The organism is Actinomycetes bacterium, from assembly GCA_036510875.1.
In the GTDB taxonomy this organism is placed as follows: Bacteria; Actinomycetota; Actinomycetes; order Prado026; family Prado026; genus DATCDE01.
In genome coordinates this window covers 23,781-43,190 of record DATCDE010000361.1, presented here as the reverse complement: position 1 = coordinate 43,190, position 19,410 = coordinate 23,781, and the positions used below count along the sequence as shown (strand labels likewise).

Genomic DNA, 19,410 nt, shown 5'->3' with positions numbered 1-19,410 from the left:
GATCAGCAGCGTGGTGTAGACGATGACCGGCGCGAGGACGTTGGGGAACACGTCGACGAAGATGATGCGCCAGTCGCCGGCACCCAGCGACCGGGCCGCCTCAACATACTCCTTCTCACGGATGGACAGCACCTGGCCGCGCACGATACGGGCGATGGCGGCCCACGAGAAGAAGCCGATGACGAGGATGGTGATCTTCAGACTGGGCTGGAAGACGGACGTGAGCGCGATGGCGAACAAGAAGAAAGGGAACGCGAGGAGCACGTCGATCACGCGGGCGATCACCGTGTCGACGCGCTTGCCGAAGTACCCGGCGGCGAGACCGGCGACCACCCCGAGGCTGATCGCGATGCCGGTGGCTACTACGCCGGCGAACAGCGACACCCGCGCCCCGTACACGATCCGCACGAGGATGTCGCGGCCGAGCGAGTCGGTGCCAAGCCAGAAGAGCGAGCTCGGTCCCTTCGGCAGCCCCGCCGGGGTCAACCCGGTCTCGCGGTACTGTTCATAGGGACCGTGCCCGACGAGCTTCGCGATCAGCGGCGCACCCAGCGCGACCATGATGATGACGATGATGACGACCAAAGACACCATCGCGACCCGGTCACGCTTGAGCCGCGCCCATGCGAGCTGCCAGGGGCTGCGACCCTGGATCTTCTTGGCCACTTCGGGCAGCTCGTCTGCCGCAATCTCGACAGTCGTGCCTCGGAGCTGCGCCGGGTTGCTCGACGAAGCGACCCCGAGGGGCTCCTCCTCCGGCGCGGTCGCGTCGTCAGCAGTGTCAGGCGTGGTCACCGGAAGTCTCCGAATGCTCGTCATGTGCCTGTGCGATCGTGGCCGTAACGTAGCTGAGCTTCTCACCATCTTGCATCGGAAAGTGACAAGCCGTCAGGTGCAGCGGGCCGTCGGCCAGGCGCGGCTCCAGCAGCGGCACCCTATCGACACACTCCTGCTGGGACTTCGGGCAGCGGGGATTGAAGCGACAGCCCGATGGCGGGTTGACGGGGGACGGGACGTCGCCCCTGAGGATGATCTGCTCGCGCCGGTCGGAGACGTCGGGGTCCGGCACCGGCACCGCCGAGAGCAGCGCGCTGCTGTACGGATGTCGCGGGTGGCCGTACAGCCTATCGACGTCGGCGATTTCGACGACACTGCCGAGGTACATCACCGCGACCCGGTCACTGACGTGTTGCACCACCGACAGGTCGTGCGCGATGAAAATATAGGTGAGGTTGAACTCGTCCTGTAGGTCGGTGAGCAGGTTCATCACCTGAGCCTGGACCGACACGTCGAGTGCCGACACCGGCTCGTCGCAGACGATCAGCTTCGGGTGCAGCGCGAGCGCCCGGGCCACACCGATCCGCTGCCGTTGACCGCCGGAGAACTCGGCGGGGAACCGGTTGTAGTGCTCGGGGTTGAGGCCGACGAGTTCCATCAGCTCCTGGACTCGGCTCTTTCGGCTCTTGCCGTCGGCGACGCCGTGAATTGCGAACGGGTCCCCGATGATCGACCCCACCCGGCGGCGTGGGTTCAGCGACCCGAAAGGATCCTGGAAGATCATCTGCATCTCTCGACGGTACGGCCGCATCTCCCGCCGGCTCAGGTGAGTGATGTCCTCGCCCTGGAACTCGATCCGGCCCTCGGTCACGTCGAACAGCCGCGTGATACACCGCGCCAGAGTGGACTTCCCACAGCCGGTCTCCCCGACGAGCCCGAGCGTCTCGCCCTGGCGCACCTCGAGGGTGACGCCATCCACCGCGTGGACGACGTCGGCGCTTCGACCGAACAACTTGCCCGACTGCACCGGGAAGTACTTCTTGACGTGCTCGATCCGCAGCAGCACGTCACCCGTGGCAGCCGCGGGGCCGGCACCGCTCTGGGTCGCTGTCACGCCCAACCCCTCACCTTGTCGATCTCGGTCCGCTGCGCACGACGGGTAGGCTCGTCGAGGGCGAGCCAGCAAGCGGAGACGTGTCTCGGGCTGTCGTAGACCTGCTGCAACGGCGGCGGCTCGGCGAAGCACTTGTCGAAAACGTACGGGCAGCGCGTGCTGAATGGGCACCCTGGCGGCAGGTCGATGAGGCTTGGCGGCTGCCCCTTGATCGGGGTGAGCCGTTCCTTCTTCGCACCGCGCGTCGGCAGCGAGGCCAGCAACCCCTCGGTGTAGGGGTGATGGTGGTGGTAGAAGAGCTCGCGCCGGTCGGCCTTCTCCATGGCCGCGCCGGCATACATCACGACGACCTCGTCGGCCATGTCGGCGATCACGCCCAGGTCGTGGGTGATCATGATGATCGCAGTGCCGAACTCCTCCTGCAGCCGCTTCATCACCTGCAGCACCTGCGCCTGCACGGTCACGTCAAGAGCGGTCGTCGGCTCGTCGGCGATGAGCAGTTGCGGGTTGAGTGCCATCGCCATCGCGATCATCACCCGCTGGCGCATTCCGCCGGAGAACTGGTGCGGGAAGTCGTCGACGCGGCTCTTGGCCTGCGGGATCCCGACGAGGTCGAGCAGCTCGACGGCGCGCGCCCGCGCCTTGGCCTTGCTGGTATCCGGCTGGTGCGCACGGATCATCTCGACGATCTGCCAGCCCACCCGGTAGTAGGGGTGCAGGCTCGACAGCGGGTCCTGGAAAATCATACCGATCTTCTCGCCGCGATAGTTCCCCATCTCGTTGGCCGGAACGGTCAGCAGGTCACGGTCCTCGAAGAGCGCCTCGCCGGTGATCTCGGCGCCGACGGTCAGACCCATGATCGTCTGAGTGGCCACGCTCTTACCCGACCCTGACTCCCCGACGATGCCGAGCGTCTGCCCGTGGTCCACTGCAAACGACAGCCCGCGCACCGCCTGCACGACCCCGTCGGGCGTGTTGAACGACACCCGCAGGTCCGTGACTTCGAGCAAGGCCACTCTTGACTCCAACGTCGATCAGTGTCGGATCGCTGCGCTCTTCGCGTCCGCTCGATCATAGGTCACAGCTGATGATGCCCCGCCGACTTCGACAACACCGTGGTGTTGACGATGCCGGCGGGGCATCGGTCAGCTAACCTCTGGGGATCAGCCGCCCTGAGTGTTCTTGTCCAGCCACACGTTCGTCGGGTCACACATCTGGAACACGTCCATGTAGAAGCAGTTGTGCACCTGCGTGGCGTGGTAGACGGTGCCCTTCGGGTTGGTGATCGGGAAGAATGCCGCGTCCTGCATGATCTGCTGGTCGGCCTGGTGCCACAGGTTCTTGGCCTGATCCAGGTTCTGCGCCAGGGTCGCCTGCGTGATCAGGTCGTTCGTCTTCGGGTTCTCGTAGAAGCCGAAGTTCGAGCCGATCGGGGGGAACGCGGCCTGGCCGGACCACAGTGGGCCCATGTAGCTGAGTGCCGCGTTACCGTACCAGTCCGAACCCCAGCCAGCCGTGGACAGGTCCCACACGCCGCGCTTGGCGACGTCCGGCACCTGCAGGTACTTCGAGTAGAAGTCCGCGTTGGGTGACGGGACCCCGACCAAATTGATGCCAGCCTTCGCGAGGTCCTGCTGCATGGTGGCGAACTCCTTGCGCGAGCCCTCGTTAGCGTTGCGGTAGAGCAACTTCAAGGTGACGTTTTGCAAGCCGAGCCCCGCGATCGCCTTCTTCGCCGCCTCGGGGTCGTACTTGTAGAGGTCGATCTTCTGTTCGCCGCCCACGATGTTGGACGGCAGCACCTGGGTCAGCGCGGTGTTCAGCGAAGGCCCACCCAAGTCCTGAATCAGGTTGTCGCGGTTGATCGCCTGCATCAGCGCCTTGCGGAACTCCACCTTCTGCATCGCGCCGCCGTTGTTCGGCGACACGTTGTTAAAGACGACGTACGGGTTGCTCGACGACGTTTCACCGAACACCAGGTTCGGGTCTTTCTTGGCCAGCAGGCCCGGGATCTGCGACGCCGGCGTGTGGACGTCCCACTGGGTGTCGGCCGTCGGCGTGCCGGTCTCCAGCTGCTGCTGCACGCTCTCCTGCGTCAGCGTCTGGTTCACCACGATCTTGTCGACGTAGGCCTTGCGAACCGGGTCCGTGTCAGCCTTCCAAACGTCGTTGCGCACGTACGTCAGGCTCTTCGTCGGGACGTAGGACTCGATCTTGTAGGGGCCGATCGACAGCAGGTGCTGGTAGAGCTCGAGGCTCGCCGGCACATACGCGTCGTACTCCTTCGGCCGCGGTGAGAACGTCACCAGCGTCATCATGTCTTTGAGGTACGACGCTGGATGCGTGAGCTTGAAGACGACCTCCTGCGCGTTAGCACCCTGCTGGATGCCCTCAACCTGGTGGCTGTTCGCGTAGGCCGCCATGGCCGCCGCGGTCTGGCCGACCTTCGCGAAGCCGTCACAGAAGGCCTTGTAGCCCACGAACAGGTCGATGAAGTCCGGCAGGCCACCGAACGGCTGGGCCGGGTTGCAGGCGTACTTCAGGCCACGGACCAGATCCTCGCCGACGACGTCGCGCGGCGGGGTCGAGTTCCACTGCACGCCGGTACGCAGCTTGATCGTGACCGTCTTGCCGCTGTCGGTCACCACGGGGTCGCCCTCGGCCAGGTCAGCGACAGGCTTCGTGGACTGACCTTCGATGGCGGGGTTGGTGTAGGGCTGGCGTGTGTACATGCGCTCGGCCATGTAGTCGAGCGAGTAGTAGCTCACGTTCGGGTCGAGATAGGTCACATCACCCGCACCGAGCATGTTCAGGACGCCACCCTTGACGGCAGTCTTGTCGCCGCTCGCGCCAGTCCCGCCACCGCTGCTCCCGCCACCACAGGCAGCGAGCACGAGGGCGAGCGCCACGCCGGTTACGCCGGCCGCCAAGCCTCTTCGGGGTTTGAGCATCCTTCTCCCTCCAACCGCCCTCGCCCACTGTGACGAGAGCAGGAATTGCCGACATCGACCGATGTCGCCAACAAACGATACGGACACCGTGGGCCGGTGCAGCCAACCAAAGAGCCCCCGAGCGCAATCGTGACCCAACGGTTATGCGAAAGAGCCTACGGTGACGACCGGCGACGACCGTAGATGCTCCGCCCGATCGGGCCCGCATCAGAGCAGGGGGTGGCCCGCGCTTTGCGTGGCGGGGTCAGGCGGCGTGAGCCGGTACCGGCAGATCCCCACGAACTCCTCGGCAGTCAGGCTGGCGCCGCCGACCAGGGCCCCGTCGACGTCGTCCTCGGCCATGATCCCCGCCGCGTTGGACGCCTTGACCGAGCCGCCGTACAGCACCCGGACGCCGTCGGCCAGATCGCCGGAGTACAGCTCAGCCAGCCGGGTGCGGATGGCGGCACAGACCTCCTGCGCATCGGCTGGCGTGGCCACCTCACCGGTCCCGATCGCCCACACCGGCTCGTAGGCCACGACCACGGGCCGGGCCTGCTCGGCGGGCACGCCGGCGAAGGCACCGTCCAGCTGTGCCAGGGTGAACGGAACCTGCTCCCCCGCCGTGCGGACGTCCAGGCCCTCCCCCACGCACACGATGGGCACCAGGCCGTTGCGCAAGGCGGCGCGCACCTTGGCTCCGACCACCGCGTCGTCATCGGCGTGGTACTGCCGCCGCTCCGAGTGGCCCACGACGACGAAGCTGCACCCCAGCTTCGCCAACATCGCCCCCGACACCTCGCCGGTGTAAGCACCCGCGTCGTGCTCGGACAGGTCCTGCGCCCCGTACTTGATCGCCAGCCGATCCCCATCGACCAGGGTCTGCACGGACCTCAGGTCCGTGTACGGGGGCAGGACGGCAACCTCGACCGCAGCGAGGTCCTTGTCGGTCAGCGAGAAGGCCAGCTTCTGCACCAAGGCGATGGCCTCGAGGTGGTTGAGGTTCATCTTCCAGTTGCCGGCCATGAGCGGGCGTCGGACGTCGATCACGCGGTTCAGTCCTCCTCGAGGACGGCCAGGCCGGGCAGCGTCTTGCCCTCGAGCAACTCGAGGCTGGCACCACCGCCGGTGGAAATGTGGGTGAAGCCGTCCGCGGGCAGCCCCAGCTGACGGACCGCAGCGGCCGAGTCGCCGCCGCCGACGACGGTGGTGCCGTCGACCCGGGTGATCGCCTCGGCGACCGCGCGGGTCCCCTCCGCGAACGGCGCCAGCTCGAACACACCCATGGGTCCGTTCCAGACGACCGTCCGCGCGTCGGCGAGCCGCGAGCCGAACAGCTCGATGGTGGCCGGCCCGATGTCCAGGCCCTTCCAGCCCGGTTCGATCCTCTCGGCGGGAACGACGCGGGTCTCTGCGTCCGCGGCCAGCTCCTGGGCGACGACGACGTCGACGGGGAGCAGCAGCTCGACGCCAGCACTGGCGGCCTGCTCGAGGAAACCCCGGCAGGCGTCGACCTGGTCGGCCTCCAGCAGGGAGTCCCCGACCTCGAGGCCCTGCGCTTTGAGGAAGGTGAAGCACATGCCGCCGCCCACCAGGAGCCGGTCGACGTGGCCGAGCAGGTTCCCGATGACCCCCAGCTTGTCGGACACCTTGGACCCGCCGAGCACGACGACGTAGGGCCGCTCGGGGTCGTTGAGTACCCGGTCGAACGCCTTGGCCTCCTTCAGCACCAGGCCGCCGGCGGCGTGCGGCAGCAGCCCGGCGATGTCGTACACCGAGGCCTGCTTTCGGTGCACGACCCCGAAGCCGTCGCTCACGTACAGGTCGGCGAGCTGGGCCAGGTCGGCGGCCATGGCGGCCCGCTCGGCGTCGTCCTTGGACGTCTCCCGCGGGTCGAACCGCAGGTTCTCCAACACGGCGACCTCGCCGTCGGCCAGGCCGCCGACGACCGCTCGGGCGCGGTCGCCCACGACGTCCGAGGCGAAGGCGACCGGCCGGCCGAGCAGCTCGCCGAGCCGGTCGGCCACCGGCCGGAGCGACAGCTCGGGCCGGACCTCGCCCTTGGGCCGGCCCAGGTGCGCACACACGACGACCCGTGCCCCCCGTGCCGCCAGTGCCTGGATGGTCGGGAGGCTGGCCCGGATCCGGCCGTCGTCGGTGATGACGCCGTCCTTGAGCGGGACGTTGAGGTCGGAGCGGACCAGCACCCGTCGACCAGCGACGTCCAGGTCGTCGACCGTGCGCACGCCGCCGCCTACAGCGAGGCGCCGACGTACGTGATGAGGTCGACCAGCCGGTTCGAGTAGCCCCACTCGTTGTCGTACCAGCCGACGACCTTCGCGCTGTCACCCATGACGTTGGTCAGACCGGAGTCGAAGATGCAGGACGCCGGGTTGGTCACGATGTCGGTGGAGACGATCGGGTCCTCGGTGTACTCCAGGATGCCGCGCAGCGGCCCCTCGGCCGCGGCCTTCATGGCCGCGTTGATCTCGTCCTTGCCGGCCGGGCGGGCCATCTTGAAGGTGAGGTCGGTGGCCGAGCCGGTGGGCACCGGGACGCGCATCGCGTAGCCGTCCAGCTTGCCCTTCAGGTCGGGCAGCACCAGCCCGATCGCCTTCGCGGCGCCGGTGGTCGTCGGGATCATGTTGATCGCGGCGGCGCGGGCCCGGCGCAGGTCCTTGTGCGGGAAGTCCAGGATCACCTGGTCGTTGGTGTACGCGTGGATCGTGGTCATCAGGCCGTGCTCGATGCCGAAGGTGTCGTTGAGCACCTTGGCCATCGGGGCGAGGCAGTTCGTCGTGCACGAGGCGTTGGAGATCACGGTGTGGGTGGCCGGGTCGTAGTCCGACTCGTTCACACCCATGACGACGGTGACGTCCTCCTCCTTCGCGGGAGCGGAGATGATCACCTTCTGGGCGCCGGCGTCGACGTGCTTGCGGGCGTCGGAGGCCTTGGTGAAGTGGCCGGTCGACTCCAGGACGATGTCCGCACCGAGGTCCTTCCAGGGCAGCGCGGCCGGGTCACGTTCGGCGAGGGCTGCGAAGCTCTTGTCGCCGACGGTGATCGCCTTCTCGCTGTGGCTCACCGGGACGCCGAGGCGCCCGAGGATGCTGTCGTACTTCAGCAGGTGGGCGAGGGTGGCGTTGTCGGTGAGGTCGTTCACGCCGACGATCTCGATGTCCGCCGCTTCCTGCGCGAGGAGCGCCCGGTAGAAGTTGCGGCCGATGCGTCCGAAGCCGTTGATGCCTACGCGGATGGTCACGCTGATCTCCTCGGTCCCGCCGGCCGTACACCGGCGCCATTGGTCACGGTTCGCTCACGACCCTATCGAACCGGACAAACGCCTGGCCGGTCCGAAGGTCCCGGTCAGCCCTGCAGCATCTCGGGGGTGAGCTCGGCCTCGGTGCCGGGCACGCCGAGCTCCTCGGCTCGCTTGTCCGCCATGGCCAGCAGCCGCCTGATCCGACCGGCCACCGCGTCCTTGGTCAGCGGCGGGTCGGCCAGCTGGCCGAGCTCCTCGAGGCTGGCCTGGGACTGCTCGAGCCGCAGCCGACCGGCGGCGGCCAGGTGCTCGGGAGCGTCGTCGCCGAGGATCTCCAGCGCCCGCTTCACCCGGCTCCCGGCGGCGACGGCGGCCCGGGCCGACCGGCGCAGGTTGGCGTCGTCGAAGTTGGCCAGCCGGTTGGCGGTGGCCCGCACCTCGCGGCGCATCCGCCGCTCCTCCCAGGCCAGCACGGTGTCGTGGGCACCCAGCCGGGTCAGCAGCGCGCCGATCGCGTCGCCGTCGCGGATGACCACGCGGTCGACGCCCCGCACCTCGCGGGCCTTGGCCGGGATGCCCAGCCGGCGGGCGGCACCGACCAGAGCGAGGGCCGCCTCCGGCCCCGGGCAGGTGACTTCGAGGGACGACGAGCGGCCCGGCTCGGTCAGCGAGCCGTGGGCCAGGAAGGCCCCGCGCCACGCGGCCTCGGCGTCGCAGGCGGAGCCGGACACGACCTGCGACGGCAGTCCGCGGACCGGGCGACCACGCCCGTCGAGCAAGCCGGTCTGCCGGGCCAGCGCCTCGCCGTCCTTGGTGACTCGGACCACGTAGCGGTTGCCGCGGCGCAGCCCGGCCGGGGCGAGCACGACGACGTCGCTGGCGTGCCCGAACACCTCGGCCAGCTCTCGGCGCAGCCGCCGGGCGGCCGCCCCGGTGTCCAGCTCCGCCTCGATGACGATCCGGCCGCTCACGATGTGCAGGCCGCCGGCGAACCGCAGCATGGCCGACACCTCGGCCTTGCGACAGCAGGGTTTGGTGATGTTCAGCCTCGAGAGCTCGTCCTTCACCGCTGCTGTCATCGCCATGCGCCGATCCTGCCACGGTCCAGCAGGCGGGCACACGCTCCTGCCAGCGCAACCGGGTCGTGACGCAGCGGGTCGTCGGCCCGGGCCACCGGCTCCAGCACCAGCTTGGCGCCGAGACCCGCGGTGACCGCGGCCAGCGCGGCCACGTCGGGCACCGCCCGCGGGTCGGCGAGCACGACGTCGATGGCCAGCGTCGGGGCGTGCGCCGCGAGGGCGTCGAGGTGCTGGCCCGGGGAGAAGCCCTCGGTCTCCCCCGGCTGGGGAGCCAGGTTCAGCACGACCATGCGGTGGGCGTCGGTGCTCACCAGCGCGTCGCGCAGGCCCGGTACCATGAGGTTCGGCAGCACGCTGGTGAACCAGGAGCCCGGGCCGAGTACCACCCAGTCGGCCGCCTCGATGGCCCGCACCGCCTCCTCGCAGGCCACCGGGGTCGGCGGCTCGAGCAGCAGCTCCACCACCCGGCCGGGCGTCGTCGCCACGGCCACCTGCCCACGGACGATCTGCGGGGCGGGCTCGCCGTCGAACACGACGGCGGCAGCGATGCCGACCGGCTCGCGCGACATCGGCAGCACCCGGCCCTGGGCGCCGAGCAGCCGCCCGACCTGGTCCAGCGCGGCGACCGGGTCGCCGAGCAGCTGCCACAGCCCGACGATCAGCAGGTTGCCCACGGCGTGCCCGTCGAGCTCTCCCCCGCTGCTGAACCGGTGCTGCGCCAGCCGGCTCCACAGCTGGCCCCACTCGTCGTCGCCGCACAGCGCCGCCAACGCCATCCGCAGATCGCCTGGCGGCAGGCAGTCGAACTCGTCGCGCAGCCGGCCGCTGGACCCGCCGTCGTCGGCCACGGTGACCACGGCCGTCAGCCGGTCGGTGACCCGGCGCAGGGCCTGCAGCGAGGCGGCCAGCCCGTGACCCCCGCCCAGGGCCACGACCGAGGGGCCCGACGTCATTCGCGGCCCAGGTCGCGATGCTCGACCTGACAGTCGATCCCGGCGGCGCGCAGCCGCCGCGCCACCTCCTCCGCGATGGCCACGCTGCGGTGCTTGCCCCCGGTGCACCCCACGGCGAGGGTGAGGTAGCGCTTCCCCTCGCGCAGGTACCCGGGGACGATCACCCGCAGGACCTCGGCGTAGCGGTCCATGAGCTCCTGGGCCTGCCGGTCACCGAGCACGTGCCCCGAGACCGCCGGGTCCAGGCCGGTGAGCGGGCGCAGCTCCGGCACCCAGTGTGGGTTGGGCAGGAAGCGGACGTCGACCACGAGGTCGGCGTCCACCGGGAGCCCGTACTTGAACCCGAACGACACCACGGTGGCGTGCAGCCGGCTCTGCTCACCCTCGGCCAGGAAGGCCTGCTCGACCTTCTCCCGCAGCTCGTGCACGTTGAGCTCGGTGGTGTCGATGACCACGTCGGCCGCCGCCCTGAGGTCCTCGACGAGGGCCCGCTCCGCGGCGATGCCGTCAAGGATCCGTCCGTCGCCCTGCAGGGGATGCATGCGGCGGACGCTCTCGAAGCGTCGGACCAGGGCCGCGTCACTGGCCTCGAGGTAGATCAGCCGCGGCGTACGACCGTGTGCCGCGAGAGTGTCCAGGGCGGCGCTGAGGTCGGCGAAGAACTCGCCGCTTCTGACGTCGACGACGACGGCGATGCGGGGCACCCCGCCCTGGCTGCGGCCGCCGAGCTCGAGCATGGTCGGGATGAGAGCCGGGGGCAGGTTGTCCACCACGAACCAGCCCAGGTCCTCGAGCACCTTGGCGGCCGTGCTCCGGCCGGCCCCCGACATGCCGGTGACGACGGTGACCTCGGGCGGCTTGCTGTCGGGGCCGCTCACGGCGTCCCCGAAGCAGCGTGTGTCTGGTCGCTCACGTCGTCGAGGATCTCACCCGTCGCGGTGTTCACGGCGACGGGCTCCGCCACCGGCGCCCCCGCAGCCGGGGTCAGGGCCCGGACCACGGCCTCCGCGGTCGCCCGGCCGATGCCCGGCACCTCAGCGACCTGTTCGACGGTGGCGGCGCGCAGCCGTTTCAGCGAGCCGAAGTGCCGGAGCAGAGCCTTGCGCCGTACCTCGCCGAGCCCGGGGACGTCGTCTAGGACGCTGACGACCATGCGCCGGGAACGGCGCTGGCGGTGATAGGTGATCGCGAACCGGTGGGCCTCGTCGCGGACCCGCTGCAGCAGGTAGAGCGCCTCGCTGGTGCGGGGCAGGATCACCGGGTCCGGGTCGCCCGGCAGCCAGACCTCCTCCAGTCGCTTGGCCAGACCGCACAGCGCCACATCGTCGATGCCGAGCTCGTCGAGGGCCCGCTGCGCGGCCGCCACCTGAGGCGGACCGCCGTCGACGACCAGCAGGTTGGGCGGGTAGGCGAACCGGCGGGGTCGGCCGGTGGCCGGGTCGAGGCCGGACGCCTCCAGCTGGCTGGGGTCGCCGGAGTCGGTGGCCTCGTCCAGGTAGCGGCGGAACCGCCGGGACACCGCCTCGTGCAGGCTGGCCACGTCGTCGGGGCCGTCCGGGCCGCCGGTCTCGCGGATCGCGAACCGGCGGTACTCCGACTTGCGCGGCAGCGCGTCCTCGAAGACGACCATCGACGCCACGATGTCGCTGCCCTGCAGGTTGGACACGTCGAAGCACTCGATCCGCAGCGGTGCCTCGGGCAGGCTGAGGGCCTCCTGCAGCTCCTGCAGGGCCTGCGAGCGGCTGGTCAGGTCGCTGGCCCGCCGGGTCTTGTGCAGGGCGAGCGACTGCTGCGCGTTGCGCGCCACGGTCTCCAGCAGCGACTTCTTGTCCCCCCGCTGCGGGACCCGCACGTCGACCGGCCCGCCGCGCCGCTCCTGGAGCCAGTCGGTCAGGGCCGCCCGGTCGTCCGGCAGGACCGGCACGAGCACCTCGCGGGGCACGGCATCGCCGGCCTCCCCACCGTACAGCTGCTGCAGCAGGTGCTCGACGAGGTCACCGGTGTCGAGGTCCTCCACCTTCTCCACGACGAAGCCCCGTTGCCCGCGGATCCGGCCGCCTCGGACGTGGAACACCTGGACGGCGGCCTCGAGCGGGTCCTCGGCCAGGGCGAAGACGTCGGCGTCCGTGGCGTCGCCGAGGACGACGGCGTTCTTCTCCAGCGCCCGCCTCAGCGCCCCGAGGTCGTCGCGCAGCCGGGCCGCCGTCTCGTAGTCGAGCTGGCCGGCCGCCGCGACCATCCGGACCTCGACCCGGCGGAGGAACGGGGCGGTGTTGCCGGCCAGGAAGGAGCAGAAGTCCTCCACGATCGCCCGGTGCGCCTCGGCGTCCACCCGGCCCACACACGGCGCCGAGCAGCGGTCGATGTACCCGAGCAGGCAGGGCCGGCCGGTCTGCTGGGCGCGCCGGAAGACGCCGGCGCTGCAGGTGCGCACCGGGAAGACCCGCAGCAGCAGGTCCACCGTCTCCCGGATCGCCCAGGCGTGCGAGTACGGGCCGAAGTACCGCACCCCCTTGCGCTTGGCCCCACGCATCACCTGGATGCGCGGGTACTCCTCCCCGACGGTGACCGCGAGGTAGGGGTAGCTCTTGTCGTCGCGGTACTTGACGTTGAACCGGGGGTCGAACTCCTTGATCCAGGAGTACTCCAGCTGCAGCGCCTCGACCTCGGTGGCCACCACGGTCCACTCGACCGACGCGGCGCTGCGGACCATGGTCTGGGTCCGGGGATGCAGCGCCGCGAGGTCCTGGAAGTACGAGCCGAGCCGTTGCCGCAGGCTCTTCGCCTTGCCGACGTAGATGACTCGGCCGCGCTCGTCGCGGAACCGGTACACCCCGGGCTCGTCCGGCACCGAGCCCGGTGCCGGACGGTACGTCGACGGGTCGGCCACGGTGCCAGGCTACGGCCGGCCCGGTCAGCCGGTGACGATGACGGAGTCGCCCTGCACGGTCGCGGTGAGCGCGCCCAGCGGGGACGGCGCCGGGCCGCCGTCCGGCGCCCCGGTGGCCACGGCGAACGTGCTGCCGTGGCACGGGCAGATGATCTCGCCGTCCTGGACCTGTGAGACCAGGCAGCCGGCGTGGGTGCACACGGCCGAGTACGCCTTGAATGTCCCCGCGCTGGGCTGGACGACCACGGCCTGCCCGCTCACCACGCCACCACCGACCGGCACGTCGGCGGCCTTGACCGTCGTGACCGTGCCGCCCCCCGAGGTGCCGCTTCCCGACCCGGACCCGCCGCCGCAGGCGGCCAGGACCGGGGCGGCGACCCCGGCTGCGGCGACGCCCTTGAGGACCGATCGGCGGCTGACCGGGGTGGAACGGTCGGTCACGACGCTCCTCGGGCTCGGGACTTTCGGGCGGTCGTGGACTTCACCGCGCTGCGCCTGGCTCGAGCCGGGACGGACGGTGGCCCCGGCAGGTTCCCGGCCAGCCGGTCGGCGAGCACCTCCCGCAGGAAGGTCCCTGTGTGGCTGCCCTCGGCCACGGCGACCTCCTCGGGGGTGCCGGTCGCCACCACCAGGCCGCCCCCGGTGCCGCCCTCCGGGCCCATGTCCACGACCCAGTCCGCGGTCTTGATCACGTCCAGGTTGTGCTCGATGACGATCACGGTATTCCCCGCGTCGACCAGCCGGCCGAGCACCCCGAGCAGCTTGCGGATGTCCTCGAAGTGCAGCCCGGTGGTCGGCTCGTCGAGCACGTACACGGTTCGCCCAGTCGACCGGCGCTGCAGCTCGGAGGCGAGCTTCACCCGTTGCGCCTCGCCGCCGGACAGGGTGGGCGCGGGCTGACCCAGTCGCACGTAGCCCAGGCCGACGTCGGTGAGCGTGCGCAGGTGCCGTGCGATGGGAGGCACCGCCTCGAAGAAGTCCAGGGCCTCCTCGATCGGCAGGTCGAGGACCTCGGAGATGGTGCGGCCCTTGAAGTGCACCTCGAGGGTCTCCCGGTTGTACCGGGCCCCGTGGCAGACCTCGCACGGGACGTAGACGTCCGGCAGGAAGTTCATCTCGATCTTGATGGTGCCGTCGCCGGCGCACGCCTCGCAGCGCCCGCCCTTGACGTTGAACGAGAACCGGCCGGGCAGGTAGCCGCGGACCTTGGCCTCGGTGGTCTCGGCGAACAGCCGGCGGATGTGGTCGAACACGCCCGTGTACGTGGCCGGGTTGGACCGCGGGGTGCGCCCGATCGCGCTCTGGTCGACGTGCACGACCTTGTCCACGAGGTCGGTGCCGGTGATCCGCCGGTGCCGCCCGGGCACCCCCCGGGCGCCGTTGAGCTCCCTGGCCAGGGCCGTGTACAGGATGTCGTTGACCAAGGTGGACTTGCCGGACCCGGACACCCCGGTGACCGCCACGAAGCAGCCGAGCGGGAACTGCACCGAGACGTCGCGCAGGTTGTGCTCCTTGGCGCCCTCGACGGTCAGCTCGCGCCCCTTCGTCCGCGGTCGGCGGACGGCGGGGATCTCGATGCTGCGCGCGCCGGTGAGGTACTGCCCGGTGATCGAGTGCTCCGCGGCCAGCAGATCCTCGACGGTGCCGGAAACCACCACCTGGCCGCCGTGCTCCCCCGCACCCGGGCCGATGTCGACGACCCAGTCGGCGGTGCGGATGGTGTCCTCGTCGTGCTCGACGACGATCAAGGTGTTGCCGAGGTCGCGCAGCCGGACCAGGGTCTCGATCAGCCGGCGGTTGTCCCGCTGGTGCAGCCCGATCGACGGCTCGTCCAGCACGTAGAGGACACCGACCAGGCCGGAACCAATCTGGGTGGCCAGTCGGATCCGCTGGGCCTCGCCGCCCGCGAGGGTGCCGGCGGCCCGGTCGAGCGACAGGTAGTCCAGGCCCACGTCGAGCAGGAACCGCAGCCGCTCGTTGACCTCCTTGAGCACCCGCTCGGCGATCTGCTGGTCCCGTGGGGACAGGTCGAGGGTGCGCAGGTACTCGGCGCACTCCCCGATCGGCAGCCCCGCGACCTCGGCGATGTTGTGCCCGCCCACGGTCACCGCGAGGACGACGGGCTTGAGTCGGGACCCGCCGCAGTCCGGGCACGGGACCTGGCGCATGAAGCCTTCCCAGCGGTCACGCGCGGTGTCCGACTCGGCCTCGGCGTGCCGGCGCTGGACGAACGGGATCACCCCCTCGAACGCCGTGTAGTACGAGCGCTCCCGGCCGTACCGGTTGCGGTAGCGCACGTGCACCTGCTCGTCGATGCCGTGCAGCAGCGCCGTACGGACCTTGGCCGGCAACCGCTCGAACGCGACGTCGGTGCGAAAGCCCATGGTGTCGGCCAGCGCCTGGACCAGCCGGCCGAAGTAGTCACTGGTGGTGGCGCCGCGCCACGGCACCAGCGCACCCTCGTCGAGGGACACCGACGGGTCCGCCACGACGAGCTCGGGATCGACCTCCATGCGGGTGCCCAGGCCGGTGCAGGTGGGGCAGGCCCCGAATGGGCTGTTGAACGAGAACGACCGGGGCTCGAGCTCCTCGAAGGACAGGTCGTCGTCGAGGCAGGCCAGGTGCTCGGAGAAGGTGCGCTCGCGGTGCGGGTCGTCCTCCGGCAGGTCCACGAAGTCGAGCACGACCAGCCCGCCGCCGAGGGTGAGCGCGGTCTCGATCGAGTCGGTGAGCCGGCGCCGCGCGGACTGTTTGACCTGGAGCCGGTCGACCACCACCTCGATGGTGTGCTTCTCCTGCTTCTTCAGGGTCGGCGGCTCGGCCAGGCTGATCACGGTGCCGTCGACCCTGGCCCGGCTGTAGCCCTTGGTCTGCAGCTCGCGGAACAGGTCCACGTACTCGCCCTTGCGGGCCCGGACCACGGGGGCCAGCACCTGGAACCGGCCGCCCTCGTCGAGCTCGAGCACCCGGTCGACGATCTGCTGGGGGGTCTGCCGCGCGATCGGCTGGCCGCAGACCGGACAGTGCGGCTGGCCGATGCGCGCGAACAGCAGCCGCAGGTAGTCGTAGACCTCGGTGATCGTGCCCACGGTGGAGCGGGGGTTGCGCGAGGTGGACTTCTGGTCGATCGAGACCGCTGGGGACAGCCCCTCGATGAAGTCGACGTCCGGCTTGTCCAGCTGGCCCAGGAACTGGCGGGCGTAGGCGGACAGGCTCTCGACGTAGCGGCGCTGGCCCTCGGCGAAGATGGTGTCGAAGGCCAGGCTGGACTTGCCCGACCCGGACAGCCCGGTGAACACCACGAGGCTGTCCCTGGGCAGGTCGAGCGAGACGTCCTTCAGGTTGTGCTCGCGAGCACCACGCACGATCAGGCGGTCGGGCACAGCGGCGTCCTCGTTCTATCAGGGCGGCTCGGGGGCAGGTCGCGCAGCGTCCAGGCTAGCCGGGGCCACCGACAGGTGCGTCCTCGGCGACCGGCCGCCCCGCCCACCGAGACGGAGCAGTACGGTCGGGGCATGCCCCCTGCTGACCCCTACGCGGCGTCACTGGCCGAGCTGAGCGGCTCGACGGTCCGGCTGGTCGCGGCCGTGCGAGCCCTGGACGACGCAGCGCTGCGCGAGCCGTCGCTGCTCCCCGGATGGACCCGGGGGCACGTGGTCACCCACCTCGCCCGCAATGCCGACGGGCTGGTCAACCTGGCCACCTGGGCCCGCACCGGGGTCGAGACCCCGATGTACCCGGGGGGCCGCGCAGCGCGGGACGCCGAGATCGAGCGGGATGCGGGCCGGCCGGCGTCCGAGCAGGTCGCGGACACCGAGGCCGCCAGCGAACGCCTCGCCGCGGCGCTGGCCGACCTGCCGGCTGGCGCGCTCGGCGTCGAGCTGCGGGTGGGGTCCGGGGCCACCGTCCCGGCTGCCGGGCTGCCGCTGCGCCGGATCCGCGAGGTCGAGATCCACCTGGTCGACCTCGCCGCGGCCTACCACCCGGCCGACTGGTCGCTCGCGTTCGCCGAGCGCACGCTGGCCGAGCTGACGCCGTCCATCGGCGGCTCCCCCGTCGGCGTGCTCCGCGACCCGGACACCGGACGGTCGTGGGCTCTCGCGCCCGACCGGCCGGTCCTGACCGGCCCCGCGCAGGACCTGCTCGGTTGGCTGGTCGGCCGCAGCGACGGGACCGGGCTGTCCTTCGACGGGACCGGTTCGGTACCGTCCGCACCGCCGTGGCAATGACCGCTGGCTCGGATCAGGAGGCTGCCATGCCCTACACCGGACACGTCCACCCGGGTGGATCCGCCGACGTCCACGAGCTGGCACAGCTGGTCATCAGCAAGATCTCGGTCGGCCCGATGGACAACAACGCCTACCTGCTGCGCTGCCGGGTCACCGGCGAGCAGCTGTTGGTGGACGCCGCCAACGATGCCGACCGGCTGCTCGAGCTGATCGGTCCCGGCGGGGTGGGCGGGATCGTCACCACCCACCGGCATGCGGACCACTGGCAGGCGCTGGCCGAGGTCGCGAAGGCCACCGGGGCACGGACCTTCGCGCACCCCGACGACTCCGAGGGCATCCCGGTCGAGACCGACGTGTTCCTGCGCGACGGCGACCGGGTGCGGTTCGGCGAGGTGGAGCTGGCCGTGATCCACCTGGTCGGGCACACGCCGGGCAGCATCGCCCTGCTGTACGACGACCCGGAGGGCAGCCCGCACCTGTTCAGCGGCGACTGCCTGTTCCCAGGGGGCGTAGGCAAGACAGCAAGCCCGGCAGACTTCGAGTCCCTCTACCAAGGGGTGTTGGCCAAGGTGTTCAACAAGCTGCCCGACGAGACCTGGGTCTACCCGGGCCACGGCGACGACACCAACCTCGGCGACGAGCGTCCCCACCTGGCCAAGTGGGCAGCCCGCGGCTGGTGAACGCCAGAAGGTTTGGCGCGAGCCCGGTGGGCCGTCGCGGGGGCTGGTCACCTACTCCGCGAGGAAGCTGCCACCGAAGCCGCCACAGCCGAACGATCGGGTACACGATGCAGTCATGGACGACGCGGAGAGGCTCCGGGCCGGTTTGGTCGTTGCCTCGCCGCTGACCCAGCCGGTGGACCTGAGCGGGTTCGACGACACCGCCCACAGCTGCGGGCGCGGACAACCGGCCCGCGGCCTTGTGCTGGGTGACGGCGTGGCCCCGGCGCACTACTGCCGAGACTGCTCCACTGAGCATTGCTGGGCGCGCGCCCACGTCCTCGACCTGGCCTGACTGCGACACGCCGACGCCTACTCGCGTTCTGAACGACTCGGCTTCTCGGTCACGGACCCAGCGACCATGGGGGTCGGGGACGTCGCGCCGGTGAGCGAGCCCGCACGCGCTGGTTCCCACGCAAATGGTCGGGGACCAATGGCGCGCGGCCGGGCTCAGCCGTCGGCCTGCGCCGTCCGGCGGGTGTGCAGCAGGCTGGCCACGGCGGTGACCCCGAGGATCACCACGATCACCACCAGCGACAGCGTGATCGGGATCACCGGCGCCCACGGCACCGGCTCGCCCCCGTTGATGAACGGCAGCGTGTTGGTGTGCAGCGCCTCGAGCACCAGCTTCACGCCGATGAACGCGAGGACGACCGCCAGCCCCCGGCCCAGGAAGACCAGCCGGTCCAGCAGCCCGCCGAGCAGGAAGTACAGCTGGACCAGGCCCATCAGCGCGAACGCGTTGGCCGTGAACACCAGGTAGGGCTCCTTGGTGAGCCCGAAGATCGCCGGGATGGAGTCGAGGGCGAACAGCACGTCGGTGGTGCCGATGGCGACCATCACGACGAGCATCGGGGTGAACAGCCGTCGCCCTGCCACCGTGGTGCGCAGCCTGATCCCGTCGTAGTCGGGGGCGGTGGGCACCACCCGGCGCACCAGGCGCAACAGCGCGTTCCCCTTGAACTCGTCCTCCTCGTCCTCGTCGTGGCTGAACAGCTTGTACGCCGTGTACAGCAGGAACGCGCCGAACAGGTAGAACACCCAGGAGAACCGGGCGATCGCGGCCGCGCCGAGCGCGATGAAGATCCCGCGGAACACCAGGGCCAGGATCACCCCGATGATCAGCACGGTCTGCTGGGCGGTCGCCGGGACCCGGAACCGGGACATGATGATGACGAACACGAACAGGTTGTCGACCGACAGGCTGTACTCGGTCAGCCACCCGGCGTAGAACTCACCGGCGTAGCGGCTGCCGAACGCGACGGCGACCACGGCCCCGAAGGCAAGGGCGAGCGCGATGTAGAAGAAGACCCACGCGGTCGACTCGCGCATCGTCGGCCGATGCGGTCGGCGGCTGACCGCGACCAGGTCGATCGCGATGACGGCGAGGATGCCGGCGAGCGTGGCGCCCCAGACGGCTGGTGAGACGTCCATGGAGCGTGACGTTCCTTCCGGGA

At 70.4% G+C, this 19,410-nt stretch carries 17 protein-coding genes; 3 read left to right on the top strand and 14 right to left on the bottom strand.

What is annotated here, in order from left to right; translation table 11 throughout:
* The 13 genes from VIM19_20845 to uvrA form a co-directional block, all read right to left on the bottom strand.
* On the bottom strand, positions 1–795 hold a 795-nt coding region (locus VIM19_20845), incomplete at its 3' end, for an ABC transporter permease (protein ID HEY5187284.1).
* Positions 782–1,843: an oligopeptide/dipeptide ABC transporter ATP-binding protein gene (locus VIM19_20840; GenBank protein HEY5187283.1), complete on the bottom strand. Its 1,062-nt coding sequence runs from the start codon at positions 1,841–1,843 to the stop codon at positions 782–784. The genes VIM19_20845 and VIM19_20840, both read right to left, overlap by 14 nt.
* A gap of 44 nt (positions 1,844–1,887) precedes the next feature.
* On the bottom strand, positions 1,888–2,907 hold the full coding sequence (locus VIM19_20835; protein HEY5187282.1) for an ABC transporter ATP-binding protein: 1,020 nt from the start codon (positions 2,905–2,907) through the stop codon (positions 1,888–1,890).
* A gap of 147 nt (positions 2,908–3,054) precedes the next feature.
* Positions 3,055–4,800 carry an ABC transporter substrate-binding protein gene (locus VIM19_20830; GenBank protein HEY5187281.1) on the bottom strand — a complete coding sequence of 582 codons (1,746 nt, stop codon included), beginning with the start codon at positions 4,798–4,800 and terminating at the stop codon, positions 3,055–3,057.
* A 249-nt stretch (positions 4,801–5,049) separates the two neighbouring features.
* Positions 5,050–5,868: a triose-phosphate isomerase gene (gene tpiA / locus VIM19_20825; GenBank protein HEY5187280.1), complete on the bottom strand. Its 819-nt coding sequence runs from the start codon at positions 5,866–5,868 to the stop codon at positions 5,050–5,052.
* Between the two features lie 8 nt (positions 5,869–5,876).
* Complete coding sequence (locus VIM19_20820) at positions 5,877–7,067, bottom strand: phosphoglycerate kinase (GenBank protein ID HEY5187279.1); 1,191 nt, start codon at positions 7,065–7,067, stop codon at positions 5,877–5,879.
* Positions 7,068–7,075: 8 nt separating this feature from the next.
* Positions 7,076–8,083 carry a type I glyceraldehyde-3-phosphate dehydrogenase gene (gene gap, locus VIM19_20815; protein HEY5187278.1) on the bottom strand — a complete coding sequence of 336 codons (1,008 nt, stop codon included), beginning with the start codon at positions 8,081–8,083 and terminating at the stop codon, positions 7,076–7,078.
* A 104-nt stretch (positions 8,084–8,187) separates the two neighbouring features.
* Positions 8,188–9,168 (bottom strand): DNA-binding protein WhiA, encoded by a 981-nt coding sequence (gene whiA, locus VIM19_20810; protein ID HEY5187277.1) that lies wholly within the window; start codon positions 9,166–9,168, stop codon positions 8,188–8,190.
* A complete protein-coding gene (yvcK, locus tag VIM19_20805; protein HEY5187276.1) occupies positions 9,159–10,115 on the bottom strand; it encodes a uridine diphosphate-N-acetylglucosamine-binding protein YvcK in 957 nt (318 codons plus the stop codon). Before yvcK ends, whiA begins: the two co-directional genes overlap by 10 nt.
* The gene (gene rapZ / locus VIM19_20800) at positions 10,112–10,945 is read right to left on the bottom strand and encodes an RNase adapter RapZ (protein HEY5187275.1); all 834 of its coding nucleotides are present in this window, start codon (positions 10,943–10,945) and stop codon (positions 10,112–10,114) included. Before rapZ ends, yvcK begins: the two co-directional genes overlap by 4 nt.
* A gap of 44 nt (positions 10,946–10,989) precedes the next feature.
* Entirely contained in the window at positions 10,990–13,005 is a 2,016-nt protein-coding gene (gene uvrC / locus VIM19_20795; protein ID HEY5187274.1) for an excinuclease ABC subunit UvrC, read from the bottom strand.
* Positions 13,006–13,029: 24 nt separating this feature from the next.
* Positions 13,030–13,446: a Rieske (2Fe-2S) protein gene (locus VIM19_20790; GenBank protein ID HEY5187273.1), complete on the bottom strand. Its 417-nt coding sequence runs from the start codon at positions 13,444–13,446 to the stop codon at positions 13,030–13,032.
* On the bottom strand, positions 13,443–16,388 hold the full coding sequence (uvrA, locus tag VIM19_20785; protein ID HEY5187272.1) for an excinuclease ABC subunit UvrA: 2,946 nt from the start codon (positions 16,386–16,388) through the stop codon (positions 13,443–13,445). Before uvrA ends, VIM19_20790 begins: the two co-directional genes overlap by 4 nt.
* 132 nt (positions 16,389–16,520) lie before the next feature.
* Between uvrA and VIM19_20780 the strand changes: the two genes are divergently transcribed.
* The 3 genes from VIM19_20780 to VIM19_20770 all read left to right on the top strand — a co-directional run bounded on the left by VIM19_20780 (position 16,521) and on the right by VIM19_20770 (position 18,248).
* Positions 16,521–17,234: a maleylpyruvate isomerase family mycothiol-dependent enzyme gene (locus VIM19_20780; GenBank protein ID HEY5187271.1), complete on the top strand. Its 714-nt coding sequence runs from the start codon at positions 16,521–16,523 to the stop codon at positions 17,232–17,234.
* Between the two features lie 26 nt (positions 17,235–17,260).
* The gene (locus tag VIM19_20775) at positions 17,261–17,914 is read left to right on the top strand and encodes an MBL fold metallo-hydrolase (GenBank protein HEY5187270.1); all 654 of its coding nucleotides are present in this window, start codon (positions 17,261–17,263) and stop codon (positions 17,912–17,914) included.
* A 115-nt stretch (positions 17,915–18,029) separates the two neighbouring features.
* Positions 18,030–18,248, top strand: coding sequence for a hypothetical protein (locus tag VIM19_20770; GenBank protein HEY5187269.1), 219 nt, complete (start codon positions 18,030–18,032; stop codon positions 18,246–18,248).
* Between the two features lie 155 nt (positions 18,249–18,403).
* Here the strand turns inward: VIM19_20770 and VIM19_20765 are convergent, their stop codons facing one another.
* Positions 18,404–19,387, bottom strand: a complete 984-nt coding sequence (locus VIM19_20765) for a TerC family protein (GenBank protein HEY5187268.1) — start codon at positions 19,385–19,387, stop codon at positions 18,404–18,406.
* Between the last annotated feature and the right edge of the window lie 23 nt (positions 19,388–19,410).

Bases quoted from the DNA above. Each gene is read 5' to 3' on its own strand.
- whiA (HEY5187277.1), bottom strand. From the start codon at position 9,168: ATGGCGATGACAGCAGCGGTGAAGGACGAGCTCTCGAGGCTGAACATC.
- yvcK (HEY5187276.1), bottom strand. From the start codon at position 10,115: ATGACGTCGGGCCCCTCGGTCGTGGCCCTGGGCGGGGGTCACGGGCTG.
- rapZ (HEY5187275.1), bottom strand. From the start codon at position 10,945: ATGTCGGGGGCCGGCCGGAGCACGGCCGCCAAGGTGCTCGAGGACCTG.
- VIM19_20780 (HEY5187271.1), top strand. From the start codon at position 16,521: ATGCCCCCTGCTGACCCCTACGCGGCGTCACTGGCCGAGCTGAGCGGC.
- VIM19_20775 (HEY5187270.1), top strand. From the start codon at position 17,261: ATGCCCTACACCGGACACGTCCACCCGGGTGGATCCGCCGACGTCCAC.
- VIM19_20770 (HEY5187269.1), top strand. From the start codon at position 18,030: ATGGACGACGCGGAGAGGCTCCGGGCCGGTTTGGTCGTTGCCTCGCCG.
- VIM19_20765 (HEY5187268.1), bottom strand. From the start codon at position 19,387: ATGGACGTCTCACCAGCCGTCTGGGGCGCCACGCTCGCCGGCATCCTC.